This is a genomic window from Catenuloplanes sp. NPDC051500, assembly GCF_044454585.1.
Taxonomy (GTDB): domain Bacteria; phylum Actinomycetota; class Actinomycetes; order Mycobacteriales; family Micromonosporaceae; genus Catenuloplanes.
In genome coordinates this window covers 85,703-104,456 of record NZ_JBITDX010000010.1, presented here as the reverse complement: position 1 = coordinate 104,456, position 18,754 = coordinate 85,703, and the positions used below count along the sequence as shown (strand labels likewise).

The window sequence follows — 18,754 nt, the reverse complement described above, 5'->3', positions numbered from 1 at the left end:
CCCGCGGTGCTCGCGGCCCGCACGCTCCCGCGGGCCGCGGCGCCGTCGCTGGTCACCGAAAACCCGCCCGCCCGACGCCACGTCATCGTGGCGGCGGGCGGGGGGTGTGTTCGCTCGTGGCGTGTGCTCGCTCGCGGCGCGTGCTCACTCGCGGGCGTGCTCACTCGCGAGCGGGCGTGAGCGGGAGCGGGCGGGAGCGGGCGGGAGCGGGCGGGAGCGGGCGGGAGCGGGCGGGAGCGGGAGCGGGCGTGACCTTGGCGTTGCAGGCGGCCTCGGCCCGCTCCAGGCGCTGTTCGGGAGACGTCTGGTCGCGGCGGGTTCTGACGAGGTGATCAGCGACGGTTGGGGCGGGTCAGCCCAGCTACCGCTCCGAGCAGCAGAAGCATGCCGATGAGCACGGCGGCGGTGAGATGCTCGCCGAGGAAGACGATCGCCAGCAACGCGGCGGCCACCGGTTCGAGGAGGGTGACGATCGAGGCGGTGGTGGCGTTGACGTGCGCGAGGCCGGCGAAGAAGAGCCCGTAGGCGAGCGCGCTCGTCACCACGCCGAGGTAGAGCAGCCAGCCGATCGTGGCGGGCAGCCCGGCGGTCACCGGCAGCACGCCCTCGGCCAGCGCGAACGGGGTGAGCACCACGCCACCCACCAGGAACCCGGCGAGCGCGGTCCGGAACGGGTCGCCGGCCGGGTTCGCGGCCCGCCCGATCAGCGTGACAACGGCATATCCAAGCGCGGAGAGCAGCGCGAACACGAGGCCGCGCACCGGGTCAGGACCGGCGGCACCGCTGTCAAGCGAGAGCGCGACCAGCCCGGAGAGCGCGAGCGTGATGGCGACAGCGCCGGCCCGGCCGAGGCGTTCGGCAAGGACGACCCGCGCACCGACCGCGATCAGGATCGGACCCGCGCCGAGCGTGACGACGGTCCCCACGGCCAGACCGGCGTCGGCGATCGCTGCATAGAACGCGGACTGATAAACCGCGAGCCCCACCCCGGACGCGAGCATCAAGACCGCCCGGCGAACGGCCGTTCCGGAGCCCTGAGCAGCGGCGCGACGATCAGAGCCGCGAGCGGCGGCGCGACGGCCGGAGCCATGAGCGGTCGTGAGACTGCCGGAGCCACGAGTGCCGGCGCGACGGCCGGAGCTACGGGCGTCCGTGAGACGGCCGGAGTCACGAGATGCGGTGCGGCGACGGGATCGGGCGTCGCGGAGGGCCAGGTAGACGGCGAGCGTGAGCGCGCCGATGACGAAGCGCCAGTAGGAGACCGCGATCGGGCCGAGGCCGCTGGTCCGGTAGAGCACGGCGGCGACGGCGCCTCCGGTGCCCCAGGCGACGGCGGCGACGGCGATGAGGGCCATCCCGCGCCAGGCCGGACCAGAACCGACGGTGGCCTCCCGCGCTGTCGCGGCGGACGACGGCGCCGGACGGTGCGGGGCAGGGGTGATGGACGGGTGTGCGGACATGCGTGCGCTCCAGGCGGATGGTCGGATCAGGGCTGCTGAGGGCAGCGACCACCCGCCGCGCGCACCGGGCGCTTGCGGCAGGGTCGGGGGGCCGCCCGCTTAGCGGACGACCGGCGGGGAAATGACGCGATGACGCACGGGACGGAACGCTAGGCGATCAGGCCCGAGGGGCGCATCCGGATTTCAGGGGGTGGTCAGCGGGTGCGCAGCGGGCGGAGCGCGGCCTCCAGCCGGACCAGCTCGTCGAGCATGACGGTGGCGGACTCGTCGATCGCGGGCGTGGACGTGAAGACGCCGTCCGCGATGTGCTTGGCGACGAACGGGATGATCACCTGCTCGGAGAGCGGGATCATCTTGAGGTACTGCAGCACCGGCTTGAGCGCCTGCGCCGCGCGCACGCCACCCGCGACCGCGCCGTAGCTGACCAGTCCGACCGGCTTGTGCTGCCACTCGCCGTACAGGTAGTCGAGCGCGTTCTTGATCGGCGCGGGGAAGCCGTGGTTGTACTCCGGCGTGACGATCAGGAACGCGTCGGCCGCGGCGACCCGCGCGCTCCACGCCTTGGTGTGGTCGAGGGTGTACTTGCCGAGCCGGGGGTGGTTCGGCTCGTCCATCAGCGGCAGGCCGATCTCCGCGAGGTCCGCGACCTCGACGTCGAAGCCGCCGTGCGCGACCGCGCGCTCCCGGATCCAGTGGCCGACCGGCTCACCGGCCCGGACCGGGCGGGTACTGGCAATAATGATCATGAGCTTGGGCACGCAGGTCAGCCTAGACCTGAATGCGTCGTACAACGGCCGATGCGGTCATCAGCACACGTCCGGTCATGGATGGGTGGTCACCGCGATCGGAAGTCCGTCCGGCGCACGTCTGGCGAATTTCCCGCGGCGGTCTCGGTGGAGAGCTTTACAAAGCCCGATCCCGCAGCGCAAATGTTCGTACGATCAGCTGCAAGGTTGCGATATATCGGATAATTCGGAAAGGCGGCTGGAATGGTTACCAAGGGACTGCTCGTACGGCTTGAGGCGAAGCCGGAGAAGGACGACGAGGTCGAGCGCTTCCTCGAGTCCGCGATTGAGCCGGTGATGGCGGAAACCGGAACCACCGCCTGGTTCGCCCTCAAGATGGGCCACCACGAGTACGGCATCTTCGACGCGTCACCGGACGAGGCCGGCCGCCAGGCTCACCTCTCCGGGCAGGTCGCCGCCGCACTGATGGCCCGTGCCCCGGAGCTGCTGATGTCGCCGCCGAAGATCGAGCAGGTCGACGTGCTTGCCAGCAAACTGCCCGCCTGACGGCGTCCCGGAACCTCGCTGACGGCCCATCGTCCGCAAGCAGGCCCTCGACAGCCCTGAGTCGTATGCGCTCCACGAGAAACGTCCCCCGCCCGGAGCCGGGCGAGGGACGTTTCTCAGCTACTCACCGTCGGGTCAGCTGCAGCCGGAGGTGGAGCCGCAGCCCTCACACACGTAGCAGCTGCCGGCCGGGCGCATCTTGGTGCCGCAGGTGAAGCAGAGCGGCGCGTCCGCGGAGCGGCCCTGGACCAGCTCAAGCAGCTCGGTGTTGGTGCGGGCCTGGACGACCGGCTGCGGCTGCGCCGGAACCTTGGCCTCCGGCTTCGGGACCTCGGCGACGACCGGCTCCGGGGCCTTGGTGGGCACCGGGGCGGACGCGGCCATGCCGGCCAGGTCGACCGCGGCGTCCTGCTCGGCCTGGACCTGGGCCGCACGCTCGCGCGCGGTCAGGATGCCCAGGTCGGAGCGGGACTCGAAGTCCAGGTAGTCCAGCGCCAGACGACGGAAGATGTAGTCCACCATCGAGGACGCCATGCGGATGTCCGGGTCGTCGGTCATGCCGGCCGGCTCGAAGCGCATGTTCGTGAACTTACCGACGAACGTCTCCAGCGGGACGCCGTGCTGAAGCCCTATCGAGATGGCGATCGAGAAGGCGTCCATTACGCCGGCCAGCGTCGAGCCCTGCTTCGACATCTTCAGGAAGACCTCGCCGAGGCCGCCGTCCGGGTAGCCGGACGCGGTGAGGTAGCCCTCCGCGCCGGCGACCGAGAACGACACGGTCTGCGAGGAGCGCTTCTTGGGGAGGCGCTTGCGGACCGGGCGGTACTCGACGACCTTCTCCACGACCGTCTCGACGGTCTTCTCGACCGGCGCGGCGGCGGGGGCCTTCTTCATGACCGAGAGCGGCTGGCCGACCTTGCAGTTGTCGCGGTAGATCGCGAGCGCCTTGAGGCCGAGCTTCCAGCCCTGGAAGTAGACCTCCTCGACCTCTTCGACCGTCGCCTCTTCCGGCATGTTGACCGTCTTGGAGATCGCGCCGGAGATGAACGGCTGGACGCCGGCCATCATCCGCACGTGGCCCATCGGGGAGATGGACCGCGCGCCCATCGCGCAGTCGAAGATCGAGTAGTGCTCCGGCTTGAGGCCGGGCGCGTCGATCACGTGGCCGTGCTCGCCGATGTGCTCGACGATCGCCTCGACCTGCTCCTCCTGGTAGCCGATGCTGCGCAGCGCGCGCGGGACCGTCTGGTTGACGATCTGCATCGAGCCGCCGCCGACAAGCTTCTTGAACTTGACGAGCGCCAGGTCCGGCTCGATGCCCGTGGTGTCGCAGTCCATCATCAGGCCGATGGTGCCGGTCGGTGCGAGCACTGAGGCCTGCGCGTTGCGCCAGCCGTTCTTCTCGCCGATCCGGTTGCCGAGCGTCCACTGCTCGCCGGCCTCGGCCACGATGGCGTCGGAGACGGTGCTGAACGCGCGGATGTCGTCGTTCGCCGCGGCGTGCTTGCGCATGACCCGCTGGTGCGCCTTGGCGTTGCGGGCGTAGCCCTCGTAGGCGCCGACGATGCCGGCCAGCTCGGCCGAGCGGCGGTACGCCGTGCCGGTCATCAGCGAGGTGATCGCGCCGGCGACGGTACGGCCACCGTCCGAGTCGTAGGGCAGGCCGGACGCCATCAGCAGCGCGCCGAGGTTGGCGTAGCCGATGCCAAGCTGCCGGTACGCGCGGGTGGTGGCGCCGATCCGCTCGGTCGGGAAGTCGGCGAAGCAGATCGAGATGTCCATCGCGGTGATGATGAACTCGACAGACTTGACGAACTTCTCGATCTCGAAGCCGCCGTCGTCCTTGAGGAACTTCATCAGGTTGAGCGAGGCCAGGTTGCAGGACGAGTCGTCAAGCGACATGTACTCCGAGCACGGGTTCGAGGCGGTGATCCGCCCGGTCTCCGGGTTCGTGTGCCAGTCGTTGATCACGTCGTCGTACTGGATGCCCGGGTCGGCGCACTCCCACGCGGCGAGCGCGACCTTGCGGAACAGGCTCTTCGCGTCGACCGTGGAGATCACCGAGTTGTCGGACCGGCTGCGCAGGCCGAACTCGGTGCCGTTCTCCACCGCGGACATGAAGTCGTCCGAGACGCGGACCGAGTTGTTCGCGTTCTGGTACTGGACGCTGACGATGTCGGCGCCGCCCAGGTCCATGTCGAAGCCGGCGTCCCGCAGCGCGCGGATCTTGTCTTCCTCGCGCGCCTTGGTCTCGACGAACTCCTCGATGTCCGGGTGGTCGATGTCGAGGATGACCATCTTGGCCGCGCGCCGGGTGGCGCCACCGGACTTGATCGTTCCGGCGGACGCGTCGGCGCCGCGCATGAAGCTGACCGGGCCGGAGGCGGTGCCGCCGCTGGAGAGCAGCTCCTTGGAGGAGCGGATCCGGGAGAGGTTCACACCGGAGCCGGAGCCTCCCTTGAAGATCAGGCCCTCCTCCTTGTACCAGTCCAGGATCGAGTCCATCGAGTCGTCGACGGAGAGGATGAAGCACGCGCTGACCTGCTGCGGCGACGAGGTGCCGACGTTGAACCAGACCGGCGAGTTGAAGCTGAACACCTGGTGCAGCAGCATCCAGGTCAGCTCGTGCTCGAAGATCTCGGCGTCCGCGGTCGTCGCGAAGTAGCCGTACTTCTCGCCCGCGGCGCGGTACGTCTTCGCGACCCGGTCGATGAGCTGCTTGAGCGACCACTCACGCGCCGGGGTCCCCACCGCGCCCCGGAAGTACTTCGTGGTGACGATGTTCGCGGCGTTGACACTCCACGTCGTCGGGTACTCCACCCCGCGCTGCTCGAAGTTGATCGAGCCGTCGCGCCAGTTCGTCATGACGACGTCGCGGCGCTCCCACTCGACCTCGTCGTACGGGTGAACACCCTCCGTGGTCCAGACCCGCTCGACGGACAGACCCTTGAGGTCTGCCGGGTCCTTGGGCGCGGAGCCGTTGCTCTGCGTCGCCCGGACCCGCCCCTTACCCGTCGTCGCGTTGCCTGTGGACGCGTTGTCCCCGGCCAATGTGTTCCCCCTCGGCTAACCGCGGCTCGACGCCGCGTTTCACATCAAATCCCTGAACCTAGAACCGTCAGGCGGTACGGCTGCCGGCCGCCGCCTCCGGTTCCTCGACGGTGGCTGTGCCGCCGCCCTGCCCGCGCGCGGCCTCGCGCGCGAGCGCCTCTTCACGCAACGTCTCGATCTCCCGCTCGAAGTCCCCCAGCGAGTCGAAGGAGCGGTAGACACTTGCGAACCGCAGGTAAGCGACGACGTCGAGCTCCCGCAACGGACCGAGGATCGCAAGACCGACCTCGTTGCTCGGAATCTCGGCCGCACCGCGCGACCGGACCGCGTCCTCCACCCGCTGCGCCAGCAAGGCCAGCGCGTCCTCGGTGACCGGGCGGCCCTGGCAGGCCTTGCGCACACCGTTGGCGATCTTCGTCCGGCTGAACGGCTCGGTCACGCCGCTGCGCTTCACGACCGCGAGAACGGCCTCCTCGACCGTCGTGAACCGCTTACCGCACTCCGGGCAGGAGCGCCGCCGGCGGATCAGCTGGCCGTCATCGGCCTCACGGGAATCGACCACCCGGGAGTCGGCGTGCCGGCAATATGGACAGCGCATGTCGGCGCCCCCTTTCCCCAAGCGGTCGGGCGCTTCCCCGCCAGCCTTCCCCCGCGCACGCCGAACCGCAGCGAAAACGCCCGGTTACGCCGGGCGGCCGCTGTGGTGAACAGGCTGGGAAGGTGGAGGTGAGGACCCCTACCAGTTGATGACTTACACCCGTGTCACTACTAGATGTTGTGACCGTAGGCCCCACACGCCACAGATGCAAGCTCACCCGCCGCGTTCGTCACGTGCCTGCGGTCTCAACACGTGCAGTGCGATTTCGGTTACCGGCCGCGGGGAAGTCGGAGCTCCTGACCCGGCTGAATCGTGTAGCCGGAGAGGCCGTTCAGCTCACGAATCTCCTCGACCATGGCGAATGGGTCACGACTCGGGCGATAGCGGGCCGCGATGTCCCAGAGCGTGTCGTTCTTCTGGACCACTGCGGTGGGCAGCGGTCCGGTCTCGCCGTCCGCGTGCGAGGCGGTCGCGGCGAACAGGCCGACCGCGAGCCAGGCGAGCACGATCAACACGACCATGCGGACGATCCGGCCGCGCCGGGTGAGGCGCAGCGGACGCTTCCCGGACTCGTGCGGGTGGGCGGTGCGATCGGTCCCCCAACCGATCGCGGCCCTGGTGGGGGCGCTCACCGCTTCCGCGATGAGCGCCGAGGTGACAGCCGTCCCAGCCACGGGACCCCCCAGAAAATGATCTCACTCGAACACAGGTTCGATAGAACGGACGTACGAAGGTCTACCAGAACATGCGTACGGATGTCGAGGCTCGAAAGCACGACACGCCGCTCCAATCTCGTACAGATGTTTGAAGAAGTGGGATTTCACCATTACCGTTTGCGCACAGAGGGGTCACTGCGCGGACCGGCTTCCCCAATCCGGACCGAGCGTGTCCATCCCGTACCAATTGGTGGTGTTTTGCGCACTTCCCCACCGCGCAGCGCGACCACGGTGCCCACGCGGCACTCACCGATCAGGGAGGACGGACGTGTCAACCGACGACCGGAGCAAGCATCCGGAGCAGGAGCAGCAGGGCAGGAGCGCGCCCGCCGCGGGCAAGCGCGGCGCCGGGCGGCAACGGGCCGCGGCCCCGCACCTGCGGCCGGTGCAGCCGGTCAGCAGCTTCCCCGACCTGGTCTCCACGGACCTCACCGCGCGGCAGCGCCGGATCCTCGAGTTCATCCGCGAGTGGGTCGAGAAGTACGGGTACCCGCCGAGCGTCCGGGAGATCGGCGAGGCGGTCGGCCTCGTCTCCCCGTCAAGCGTCGCGTACCAGCTGAAGGAGCTGGAGCGGAAGGGCTTCCTGCGCCGCGACCCGAACCGGCCGCGCGCCGTGGACGTCCGCCCGCCGGCCGACATGGTCGACGACGAGGCGGCCCGTGCACAGCGGCCCAAGCCGGCGTACGTGCCGATGCTGGGCCGGATCGCGGCCGGTGGCCCGATCCTCGCCGAGCAGGCCGTCGAGGAGGTCTTCCCGCTGCCGCGCGAGCTGGTCGGCGAGGGCGAGGTCTTCATGCTGAAGGTCAAGGGCGACTCGATGATCGACGCCGCGATCTGCGACGGTGACTGGGTGGTGGTCCGGCAGCAGCCGACGGCCGACTCCGGTGAGATCGTCGCCGCCATGCTTGACGGCGAGGCGACGGTGAAGACCTACCGCCGTCGTGACGGGCACGTGTGGCTGATGCCTGCGAACCCGGCGTTCGACCCGATCGCGGGCGACGACGCGTCGATCCTCGGCCGCGTCGTGGCCGTGCTCCGCCGCATCTGAGAGACCGCTGACGACCGGGTGTGGGCTCCGTTGGCCTGGAGACCACACCCCGGTACCTCAGTCGTTGTCAGCGCCGCCGGTCGTCGTACGGCGGGTTCTGCGGGTAGTCGCCGCGCTGGCCGTCGCCCCGGCGGTCGTAACCGCCGCTCTGCTCGCCACCGTCGCCGCGGACCGCGCCCGAACCGCCGCTGTTCATGCCTTCCGGGCCACCGCCGTAGACGCCGCCGCCCTGCTGGCGCGGGGGGCGTCCGCCGCCCTGCTGCGGGCCGCGTCCCTGCTGGGGATTGCCGCCGCTCTGCTGCGGGCCACGTGGACGACCGCCCTGCTGCGGGTTGCCGCCGCCCTGCTGGGGGCCGCCACGCGGGCCGTGCCCCCGGCCGCCGCCCTGCGGGGGGTTGCCGCCACCGCCCGGGCCGGCCGGGCCGCGTGCGCCGCCGTAGACCGCGCCGGAGCCACCGCCGTTCAGGCCACCGGGGCCGCCGGCGTAGACGCCGCCACTCTGCTGCGGATCCTGCGTGCCACGACCACCGCGGCCCTGACCGCCCGGAGCACCGCCACTCGGAGCAACGCCGGGAGCACCGCCGCGCGGAGCACCGCCGCGCGGAGCACCGCCGCGGGGTCCGCCGTCGCCGCGCGGGGGCTGTCCGCCCCGGCCGCCGGCACCGCCCTGGCCACCGGCGCCGCCCTGGCCACCGGCGCCGTAGACCGCACCGGACCCGCCGCCGTTGATGCCGCCCGGCCCGCCGCCGTACGCCGCGCCGGGCTTGACGCCGCCGGGCTTGACGGCGCCCGGCTTACCGCCCGCGCCGTACACCGCGCCGGACCCGCCGCCGTTCATCCCGCCGGGGCCGCCGCCGTACACCCCGGCACCGGCCGCACCGGCCACGGCCGCGCCGCCACGCACGGCGCCGGAGTTCCCCGCGCCGTAGACCGCGCCGGAGCCGCCGCCGTTCAGGCCGGCCGGGCCGCCGCCGTAGACCGCGCCCGCGGCCGCCGGCTCCCGCCGGTTCGCCCCGGAGGCCTCAGGTCCACGGCCGCGCTCCGCGTCGCCGGACTCGCCGCGGCCCTTGACCGGCTCGTCGTCGAGCGGCGCCGGGTTGCGGCGGCGGAACAGCACGATGCCTGCGATACCGGCGATCAGCAGGATCAGGCCGATCAGGCCGACCGAGACGATCGCGGCCGTGATCTGGCCGAGTGAGACCCGCTCGAGCAGGGAACGGTTGTCGCCCTGGGCGTTGCCACCGGACTCGGCCTGGGTCGCGTTGTGCTGCGGCGTGTACTTCAGGAGCGTGGGTGGGTCGGACTTGAACGAGGAGCCCACGGGCATCTCGGAGACGGTGACGTAGGACGAGCCGTCCGCGCTGTAGGTGATCGCCTCACCGAACGGTTCGTCGGGCAGCCCGGTGATCCGCGGCTCCCCCTTGGTGACGGCCGCGATCACGTCTCCGTTCGTCACGTCCCACTCGAAGGCATCCGCATACGTCCGGAGCGCGACCTTTGCGCCACCGGGCGCGACCGCGCCGCCGGTGACCGCCATCCGGCCCGCCACACCGAGGTACGTGCTGGTGGTGGTCAGCGGGATCTTCCACTCGCCGGCCTGCTTCAGCTCGATGCCGTCCTCGGACTCCTCAAGCGGCACGCTGGGGATCCACAGGTGGGCGACGGCCGCCTCCTTGGTCACCACGATCGGCGTGCCGGAGCCGTCGATAAGCAGCGCCTCGGCGTTGAACTTGTCGTCACCCGGGTAACGCAGCCGGTAGTAGACCGGCTTCGGCGTCTCGGCGGTCAGGTCGATCTTGTAAACGCCGACCGTCTCGCGGGCCTTGTCGTTGTCGCCGATGTTGCCGACCCACAGCGTCTGGCCGTCCGGGGCGAGCACGACGTCTTCGGTGTCCGGCGGCGTACCCGGATAGCTGATCGTATTCTTGATCTTGCATTTGCCGTCGAGAAAGAAGACTTTCCGCGCCGCGTCGTCGTCCGTGCTGTCATTGATGACGTAGTAGCCGTCCTTGTAGGCGGCGATGCCTGACAACTCGGAGAGCAGCTGGTCGGAGATCTTGCAGACTGTCTCGCCCTTCGCGGGCTCGGCGACCGCCGCCGCAAGGGCGTTTCCGGGCATGGCAGCGACCAGCCCGAACGCCATAACAATCGATGAAACTGCACGCCGCATCGGGCTAGTCTCGCACGTCATCCTCGGACCTTGGTTACACGCCGATCAAAGCCGGCTGACAGACACCGGGTGCGATGCCGCCCGGACGAGCCGCACCGCACCCACTAGATCCTACAAACCGGGCAAAAGCCAGAATCAGCCAGTAACCCAGGGTGACAGCTCGGCTGCGAGCGCCTCGTCGACCCGCACGTGGATCTCGGTGCCCTCCGCGGTGTGCATCGTGCTGAGCACCTCGCCACGGCTGTGCACCTGCGCGACCAGATCACCGCGGTTGTAGGGCACTGTCGCCCGCACCTCCACGGCCGGACGCGGCAGGCGCGACTCGATCGCGGCCCGCAGCTCCTCGAAGCCCCGGCCGGTGTGCGCGGAGACGAAGATCGCATCCGGCCACTCGTGCTTGAGCCGGAGCAGCGTCTCCTCGTCGGCCGCGTCGGTCTTGTTGACCACAAGCAGCTCGGGCAGCCGGTCCGCGCCGACCTCGGCAAGCACCTCGCGCACGGCGCGCAGCTGCTCCTCCGGGTCCGCGTGTGAACCGTCCACCACGTGCACGACGATGTCCGCCTCCGCGACCTCCTCGAGCGTGGAGCGGAACGCCTCCACGATCTGGTGCGGCAGGTGCCGGACGAAGCCGACCGTGTCGGAGAGCGTGTAGACCCGGCCGTCGGACGCGTACGCCCGGCGGGTGGTCGGGTCGAGCGTCGCGAACAACGCGTTCTCCACCAGGACGCCCGCGTTGGTCAGCCGGTTGAGCAGGCTGGACTTGCCGGCGTTTGTGTAGCCGGCGATCGCCACGGCCGGAACCGCGCGCCGCGACCGGCGGGCCCGCTTGGTGTCACGCACCGTCTTCATGCCCTTGATCTCACGCCGCAGCCGCGCGATCCGGGTACGGATGCGCCGGCGGTCGATCTCCAGCTTCGTCTCACCGGGACCGCGGAGGCCGACACCGCCGCCGCCCGCGCTGCCGCCCGCGCCGCCCGTCTGCCGGGACAGCGCCTCACCCCAGCCCCGCAGCCGCGGAACCAGGTACTCCAGCTGCGCCAGCTCGACCTGCGCCTTACCTTCCTTGCTCTTCGCGTGCTGGGCGAAGATGTCCAGGATCAGCGCGGTGCGGTCGACGACCTTGACCTTGACCTTCTGCTCCAGATTGCGCAGCTGGGACGGGGACAGCTCGCCGTCGCAGATCACGGTGTCCGCCCCGGTCTCCCGGACGACCGCGCCCAGCTCCTCGACCTTTCCCCGGCCGATGAACGTGGCCGCGTCGGGCCGGCTGCGCCGCTGGATCAGACCCTCGAGGATCTGCGAGCCCGCGGTCTCGGCCAGCGCGGCCAGCTCGGTAAGCGAGTTCTCCGCCTCGGTGACGGACCCGCCGGTCCAGACACCGACAAGCACGACACGCTCAAGGCGCAGCTGGCGGTACTCGACCTCGGTGACGTCGGTGAGCTCGGTGCTGAGACCTGCCACGCGGCGCAGGGCGTGCCTGTCCTCCAGCTCCAGCTCACCGGTCGTCACGTTGTCGTCGGTGTTCTGATCCTCGTCGTCCCACAGATCGATCTCCTCGAAGTCGGGAGACTCGTCCACTTTCGGGGACGCCGATGATGCTGCACGGTTACTAGGCAAGTATTTCCCTCCTCAGACCTCGATGGTTGCACGCGCGCCGCCGGGACGCACTCATAAATCGCCTGGGCGCGTCTACCCGCGAGTACGACCCCGAAACGACCACCTTCCGGTAGAGGACAAGAATCAGGAGCGGTACATCGCCGTACAACCTGGGAGGACCGTTGTCCCCGACCCGCCTGCCGAGCGCAGGGTTCTCGATCACCATCCGGGTTAGCGTCGTCGCAGACGCCTCCGCGATCGGCCGCCTGACCACGTGTGTGGGCGAGGCCGGCGCGATCGTTACCGCACTGGACGTGGTGGACTCCGACCCCACAAGCGTCACCGTCGACCTCACCTGCGACACCGCCGACACCGGCCACGCCGACCAGGTCGTCAAGAGCCTCGAGGAGCTGGACGGCGTCGAGGTCAGGAAGGTCTCCGACCGCACGTTCCTGCTGCACCTCGGCGGCAAGATCGAGGTCACGTCAAAGGTCGCGCTGCGCAACCGTGACGAGCTGTCCCGGGCGTACACGCCCGGCGTGGCCCGGGTCTGCCTCGCGATCGCGGAAAACCCCGAGGACGCCCGCCGCCTCACCATCAAGCGCAACACGGTCGCGGTCGTCACGGACGGCTCGGCCGTGCTCGGCCTCGGCAACATCGGGCCGGCCGCCGCACTCCCGGTCATGGAGGGCAAGGCCGCGCTGTTCAAGCGCTTCGGTGGCGTCGACGCGTGGCCGGTCGTGCTCGACACGCAGGACACCGACGAGATCGTCAACATCGTGCGGGCCATCGCGCCCGGCTATGGCGGCATCAACCTTGAGGACATCGCGGCCCCGCGCTGCTTCGAGATCGAGGCCCGCCTGCGTGAGCTGCTGGACATCCCGGTCTTCCACGACGACCAGCACGGCACCGCGATCTGCGTGCTCGCCGCGCTTACCAACGCGCTTCGCGTGGTCGGCAAGAACCTGCAGGACGTGCGCGTGGTCGTCTCCGGCGCGGGCGCCGCCGGCACCGCGATCATGAAGCTGCTGCTTCGCCAGGGTGTGGGCGACATCATCGCGTACGACCGGCCGGGTGCGCTGCACCGCGGCCTGCCCAACCTGAACAGCACGTGGCAGTGGCTGGCGGAGCACACAAACAAGTCCGGCTACCAGGGCGACCTCAAGGGTGCGATCCGCGGCGCCGACGTCTTCATCGGCGTCTCCGCCCCGAACCTGCTCACCGGCGACGACATCGCCACCATGGCGGACAAGTCGATCGTGTTCGCACTTGCCAACCCGGACCCCGAGGTCGACCCGCGCGCGGCCCGCGAGCACGCCGCGATCGTCGCCACCGGCCGCAGCGACCAGCCCAACCAGATCAACAATGTGCTTGCCTTCCCCGGCGTCTTCCGCGGCATGCTCGACGCCCACGCCCGCAACTTCACCGAGGAGATGGCGCTCGCCGCCGCTCAGGCCATCGCGGACGTCGTCGGCGAGGACAAGATCAACCCCACCGTGATCGTTCCCAGCGTCTTCGACAGCCGCGTGTCTCCCGCGGTCGCCGCCGCCGTCCGCCGCGCCGCGGCCGCCAGCGCCGGGACCAGTGCGGACTTCGGCGGCCTGGAGTCCGGCGAGGACACCAGCTTCGGCGCACCGGAACCCGCGTAACCAACGCGATCGTGCGCGGCCGCTTCCTCCGGCCGCGCCCGATCACGTCAAGGACTCAATTCCTGATCTACCCGCTTCCGCGGTGGTGGCGACCCGCATGCTCCCGCGGGCCGCCGGTTCCGCCGTGGTCACCGAACACCAGTGCGCTCTCCCATAATCTGGCACCGCCCGGTCATGCCGATGCCGGATCGGCGACCATCGACGCGGCCCTCCCGACGCCTGACGCGTCACGGCACGATCTCCCGACGCGCCACGATCGTCCGCCACCCGGGCACGTCACGACCTGCTCGCCGACACCGGACACGTCACGGCACGATCTCCCGAGACCCGGGCAGCTTGCCGACACCGGATGCATCACCGCACCCGGCCGGGGCCGGGCATGTCACGACGTGGGGGTGGGGCTCGGGTCGAGGGTGCGCATCAGATCCTCGATGTGCCGCTCGCCCTCGCGGGTCTGCGCGCCGGCCGCGAGCACCGCACGCAGCAGCCGCTCGGCGACCGGCCGGGCGAACTGGCCGGCCCACGCCTCGTGCTCGCGCAGCATGCCCGCGGCAAGATCGGCCGGTGGGAGCGCATGTTTGACCGCGGCGACCGTACCCTCGGGAAGATCTGCGATGTTGCGGGCGAGCCGGTCCACGAACGCGTCGAGCTCGTCGGCCGGGAGCGCGCGGTTGATCCAGCCGTAGCGTTCCGCGGTCTCCGCGTCGAACAGGCCGGCCCCGAGCACAATCTCCAGCGCACGGTTCCGGCCGGTCCGGTGCAGGAGATACTGCGTGCCGCCGCCACCGGGGACGATGCCGCCCAGCACCTCCAACTGACCGAGCCCGGCCCGGCCGACCGCCGCGAAGGTCAGATCGGCCGCGGCGACGAACTCGGCGCCACCGCCGCGCGCCAGCCCGGCCAGTTTGACGATCGAGACCTGCGGCAGGGTACGCAGCGCCTCGCCGACCGCCTGGAAGGGGTTGAGCCCGTCCGGCGCGCCGGCGAGCGCGGCGGCGACAAGCTCCGGCTCGTCGGCAAGCGTCATGTCGACGTGGGCGATGAAGAACTCCGGGTCGGCGCTCTCGAACACCACCACCCGGGCCGTGTCGTCGTCGCGCAGCGCGGCGAAGAGCGCCGTCAGCTCGTTCATCAGCGCCAGGCTGAGCACGTTGACCGGTGGATTGTCGATGACGACCGTGACGACGCCGCGGTCCCGGCTCACCCGCAGCCCGCTCACGCCGGCGACTCCGCTCCCGGCGCCCCCGGCCATGGCGGCACCCGACGGCGCAGCCCTCGTAGCACCCGACGCCGAGGTCTCGGCTGCGCTCGGGGCCGAGACCGCGGCTGCGCCCGACGCCGAGGCCGCGGCTGCGCTCGGGGCCGAGGTCGCAGCTGTGCTCGGTGCCGAGGCCGAGGCTGCGCTCGGTGCCAAGGTCTCGGCTGCGCCCGGGGCCGAGACCACGGCGGCGCCCGCTTCCGGAACCGCGGCGGCCTCCGGCTGCGGACCCGTCACGACGACGATCTTGCCAAGCGGATGTGCGCGGGCGTAGTCGGCGATCGCCCGCACGCCGTCGTCGAGCGGATACCGGCCGGCGATCACGGCCTCCAGCTCTCCGGTCGCCGCGGCCTCCGCGACCCGTCGCATGCCGCCGTGCACGCCCGCCACGTCCCAGACGAAGTGCAGCTCCACGTCGTCCCGGCCCACCTGCTCCGCGGTCGGCGGCGGATAGATGATCGAGACGAGCCGGCCGCCGGAGCGCAGCGCACGGGCCGCGGCCGGCAGCTGGTCGGCGAAGAGTGCCAGGTTGAACACGACGTCGACGCCGGACGGGTACTCCGCCGGGTCGTGCTCGATGATCTCGTGCGCACCGAGTCGGCGCAGCAGCGTGGCACCTGCCTCCCGCGCGGCGGTAGCGGTGATCCTGGCTCCGGCGGCGGCAAGCGGCGGCATCGCGGTGAGACCGACCGCGCCGGTGGCGCCGATGACCAGCACCGACTCGCCCGGCTTGATCGCGGCGAGGTCGAGCATCGCCTGCACTGTCGATCCGGCGATCGCCAGCGACGCCGCCTGTTCCGCGGGGACTCCGGCCGGGCGGTGTGCCACGAGCGGCGTGTCGGCCTCGACGACCACGTACTCGGCGAGCGCGCCGGTGCTCAGCGACGGGCGGGGCACGTCCGCGAGGATCGGCGCGAACGGGCGGGGCAGCGCGGTGCCGAACACCTCGTCGCCCACCTCGTATCCGGTCACGCCCGCGCCGGTGGCGGTGACATTCCCGGCGAACTCAGTGCCGGGGATGTACGGGAACTCGAGCTGCAACGCCTCGCCGAAGGCGCCGGAGATCGCGCGGGTGTCGGTCGGGTTGATCGTCGCGGCGGCGACCCGCACCTGGATCTGCCCCGGCCCGGGACGCGGAATCGGAAGGTCGGCGATGGTGAGCCGCTCCGGCTCTCCGTACCCGGTGGCGACGAGCGCCCGCATCGTTGAATCGGTCATGACACGTACCGTATGAAGATCGGATGCGGCAGTCGATGTTCATCTGCTGCAGGAAGCTATCCTTCTGCCTCATGGACGTGGTGACGGACGTGATGCAGATATCGGGCGTCCGCGGCTCGCTCGGCGCGCGGATGGAGGCCGGCGGGCACTGGGCGGTCGGCATCGACGAGGAGGACGCGGCGCTTCACGCGGTCACCGCGGGCGGCGCCTGGCTGACCCGCGCCGGGCACCCGCCGATCCGGCTGGCCGCCGGCGACGTCGTGCTTGTCGCATCCCGCGTCCCGCACACGCTCACCGACTCCCCCGGCACCCGGAACGGCGGCTGCGACCGGGCCGCCGCCGAGCGGGCCCGGCGGACCGGCGAAACGGTCCGCGTCGGCACCGCGCCCGGCGACGACCGGATGGTCACCATCCAGTACACCTGCGATCACACGGTCCGGACCCAGCTGCTCTTCGCGCTCCCCGACGTCGTCCACGTGCGCGCCGGCTCGGGCGCGGAGTGCCTCGACGACACCGTGCGCATGTTCGGCCGCGAGCTGGCCCACCCGCAGCTCGCCACCACCGCAGTGCTGAACAGCCTTGTCGACATCATGCTCATCCAGCTGCTGCGCGCCTGGCTGCCTACTCGCGCCCACGAGCACCGCGGCACCTGGCTCGGCATGCTCGGCGACCCGGTCGTACGGCGCGCGCTCGAACACATCCACGCCGACCCGGCACGGGACTGGACGACCGGCACGCTCGCGGCCGCCACCGCGGTCTCCCGCGCGACGCTCAGCCGCCGTTTCCCCGCCGCGATCGGCCAGAGCCCCGGCTCCTATCTGACCCAGTGGCGGATGGACCTCGCCGCCGCCCGCCTGCACGCCACCGACCAGTCAGTCGAGGCTATCGCAGCAGGCGTCGGATACCACTCGGTGCCGGCGTTCAGCCGCGCGTTCAGTCGCGCCCACGGCAGCGCCCCGGGCCGCTACCGTGCGGCCGCCCGCTCCTGACGCCGCAGGCCCGGGAGAGAGCGCGCTCGCCTCTCCCGGGCCGGGTTGACTCAGCCGGTGCAGGACGCGCCGTTGAGCGCGACCGAGGCCGGTACGGCGGAGGTGCCGTTTGCGGTGAAGCCGATGGCGACCGACGCGCCCGAGGCCAGCGACGGGCTCCAGGCCGGGCCGGCGGCCGTGACGGTGGTGCCGGACTGGGTGACTGTGGCGTTCCAGGCGCTGGCGACTGTGACGCCGGCCGGCCAGGTCCAGGTGGCACGCCACGGGTTGACCGCGGACGTTCCGGTGTTACGTACCGTGAGCGTGCCCTGGAAGCCGCCCTGCCACGCGTTGTCCTGCGTGTACGTGACCGCACAGGCGCCTGTGGCCGGCAGAGGCGAGGAGGTGCCGCCGGTCGGGGTGGGTGAGGAGGTGCCGGTCGGGGTGGGCGTCGAGGTGCCGCCGCCCACCGGTGCGATCAGATAGGGCGACAGGATCGCCTGCTTCGGCGCGTTGATCGTGGTCCAGTCGTCGTTCGCGATGCCGCCGGTGTCGCCCGAGTTCGGGTTCCACGACCAGTACGTGAACGACATGCCTGTCACGCCGGTGCCGGTGTAGGCCATCAGCGACTGCAACCACACCCGGTCGATGTCGTTCGCGAGCGTGGTGCCGAACTCGCCCATCATGATCGGTGCGATGTTCTGCTTGTAGAGGTAGCCGAAGTAGTGGTCCCAGATCGCCGGCATGTTCGCCGGGTAGGACGGGTCGTCGAACCATTTCTGGTGGTAGACCGACGTCGCGTACTCGTGCGGGGAGTAGACCAGCCGGTTCGCCACGCTCAGCCGCACCGGGAACACGCCGGCCTTCGACAGGTTGCCGCCCCACCAGCCGCAGTCCTCGTCGTTTGTGGGATCGCCGTCCCAGACGTCGGACAGGCCGCCGCTCGGGCAGGAGACGCCCTCCACGAAGATCAACCAGTTGGGCTGCACCGCGAGGATCGCGTTGCCGGCCCGCTCGGCCGCCAGCCGCCAGTCGCGGGTGGTGTCGCCGCAGCCCCAGCAGGCGCCTGTGGCGTTCGGGTTCGTACCCTCGGCGTGCGGCTCGTTGTGCAGGTCAGCGCCGATCACCGTGGTGTTCCCGGCGTAGCGGCGGGCAAGCATCAGCCAGTCGTCGATCCAGGTCTGCTCGGAGACGGTGGGCGTGTACCAGAGCGGTGACTGGCCGGCCGCGGTCGGCCGGTGCCGGTCCAGGATCACGCGCATGCCCTTGGACCCGGAGTACTGGATCACCTTGTCCAGGATCTGCAGCGGGCTCAGCCCGACCAGGTCGGGGTTGACGAAGTCGTTCACGCCGCTCGCGGTCGCGCCCGCCTTGAGCGCATCGTTGGAGAAGGGAATGCGCAGCGTGTTGTAGCCGAGCCGGGCCATCGTGTCGACCTGGCTCTTCCATGGATTGTTCGACCACAGCCCGTGGAACGTCTTGTTGTCCGTCTCCATCCCGAACCAGTTGATGCCGGTGATCCGCACCGTGGCGCCGGTCGCGTCGACGATCTGGTTGCCGCTGGTGTGGAGATAGCCGGTGCCGGTGCCGCCGGCGGCCGCGCTCGCGGTGGGCGCGTTGACCAGGGCGACGAGCAGCCCGGCGGCGGTGAGGACGGCCGCGCCGAGCGCGGTGAACCGTCTGCGTGACATGTGCAGGAGCTCCATTCATGAGGATGCCCGGAATCAACG

Annotated in this window: 13 protein-coding genes; 4 read left to right on the top strand and 9 right to left on the bottom strand. The window is 70.7% G+C overall.

The features are described from left to right. Positions 1–332: 332 nt before the first annotated feature. Both ACIA8K_RS21500 and ACIA8K_RS21495 read right to left on the bottom strand, forming a co-directional pair. Positions 333–1,460 carry a DMT family transporter gene (locus tag ACIA8K_RS21500; RefSeq protein WP_396061859.1) on the bottom strand — a complete coding sequence of 376 codons (1,128 nt, stop codon included), beginning with the start codon at positions 1,458–1,460 and terminating at the stop codon, positions 333–335. A 194-nt stretch (positions 1,461–1,654) separates the two neighbouring features. After that, complete coding sequence (locus ACIA8K_RS21495; RefSeq protein WP_396061857.1) at positions 1,655–2,218, bottom strand: NADPH-dependent FMN reductase; 564 nt, start codon at positions 2,216–2,218, stop codon at positions 1,655–1,657. Between the two features lie 231 nt (positions 2,219–2,449). Here ACIA8K_RS21495 and ACIA8K_RS21490 point away from each other — a divergent pair, with 231 nt between their 5' ends. After that, positions 2,450–2,752, top strand: coding sequence for a putative quinol monooxygenase (locus tag ACIA8K_RS21490; RefSeq protein WP_396061855.1), 303 nt, complete (start codon positions 2,450–2,452; stop codon positions 2,750–2,752). 135 nt (positions 2,753–2,887) lie between these two features. Here ACIA8K_RS21490 and ACIA8K_RS21485 read toward each other — a convergent pair whose 3' ends face one another. From ACIA8K_RS21485 to ACIA8K_RS21475, 3 genes are all read right to left on the bottom strand, one after another. Continuing rightward, positions 2,888–5,695 (bottom strand): vitamin B12-dependent ribonucleotide reductase, encoded by a 2,808-nt coding sequence (locus ACIA8K_RS21485; protein WP_396062225.1) that lies wholly within the window; start codon positions 5,693–5,695, stop codon positions 2,888–2,890. Between the two features lie 175 nt (positions 5,696–5,870). Beyond that, positions 5,871–6,401, bottom strand: coding sequence for a transcriptional regulator NrdR (nrdR, locus tag ACIA8K_RS21480; RefSeq protein ID WP_396061853.1), 531 nt, complete (start codon positions 6,399–6,401; stop codon positions 5,871–5,873). 269 nt (positions 6,402–6,670) lie between these two features. Beyond that, positions 6,671–7,075, bottom strand: a complete 405-nt coding sequence (locus ACIA8K_RS21475) for a LysM peptidoglycan-binding domain-containing protein (protein ID WP_396061851.1) — start codon at positions 7,073–7,075, stop codon at positions 6,671–6,673. Positions 7,076–7,385: 310 nt separating this feature from the next. Between ACIA8K_RS21475 and lexA the strand changes: the two genes are divergently transcribed. Then, a complete protein-coding gene (gene lexA / locus ACIA8K_RS21470) occupies positions 7,386–8,165 on the top strand; it encodes a transcriptional repressor LexA (RefSeq protein WP_396061849.1) in 780 nt (259 codons plus the stop codon). 67 nt (positions 8,166–8,232) lie between these two features. Here the strand turns inward: lexA and ACIA8K_RS21465 are convergent, their stop codons facing one another. Together ACIA8K_RS21465 and hflX are read right to left on the bottom strand one after the other, a co-directional pair. Beyond that, complete coding sequence (locus tag ACIA8K_RS21465; protein WP_396061848.1) at positions 8,233–10,284, bottom strand: hypothetical protein; 2,052 nt, start codon at positions 10,282–10,284, stop codon at positions 8,233–8,235. Between the two features lie 186 nt (positions 10,285–10,470). Then, entirely contained in the window at positions 10,471–11,886 is a 1,416-nt protein-coding gene (hflX, locus tag ACIA8K_RS21460) for a GTPase HflX (protein ID WP_396062223.1), read from the bottom strand. A gap of 227 nt (positions 11,887–12,113) precedes the next feature. Between hflX and ACIA8K_RS21455 the strand changes: the two genes are divergently transcribed. Continuing rightward, complete coding sequence (locus ACIA8K_RS21455) at positions 12,114–13,580, top strand: NAD-dependent malic enzyme (RefSeq protein WP_396061846.1); 1,467 nt, start codon at positions 12,114–12,116, stop codon at positions 13,578–13,580. 382 nt (positions 13,581–13,962) lie between these two features. On the opposite strand, the gene ACIA8K_RS21450 is transcribed toward ACIA8K_RS21455, so the two are convergent. Further along, the gene (locus ACIA8K_RS21450) at positions 13,963–16,056 is read right to left on the bottom strand and encodes an enoyl-CoA hydratase-related protein (RefSeq protein ID WP_396061844.1); all 2,094 of its coding nucleotides are present in this window, start codon (positions 16,054–16,056) and stop codon (positions 13,963–13,965) included. Positions 16,057–16,127: 71 nt separating this feature from the next. On the opposite strand from ACIA8K_RS21450, the gene ACIA8K_RS21445 reads away from it, so the two are divergent. Further along, entirely contained in the window at positions 16,128–17,045 is a 918-nt protein-coding gene (locus ACIA8K_RS21445) for a cupin domain-containing protein (protein WP_396061842.1), read from the top strand. A 50-nt stretch (positions 17,046–17,095) separates the two neighbouring features. Here ACIA8K_RS21445 and ACIA8K_RS21440 read toward each other — a convergent pair whose 3' ends face one another. Next, a complete protein-coding gene (locus ACIA8K_RS21440) occupies positions 17,096–18,715 on the bottom strand; it encodes a cellulase family glycosylhydrolase (protein ID WP_396061840.1) in 1,620 nt (539 codons plus the stop codon). Between the last annotated feature and the right edge of the window lie 39 nt (positions 18,716–18,754).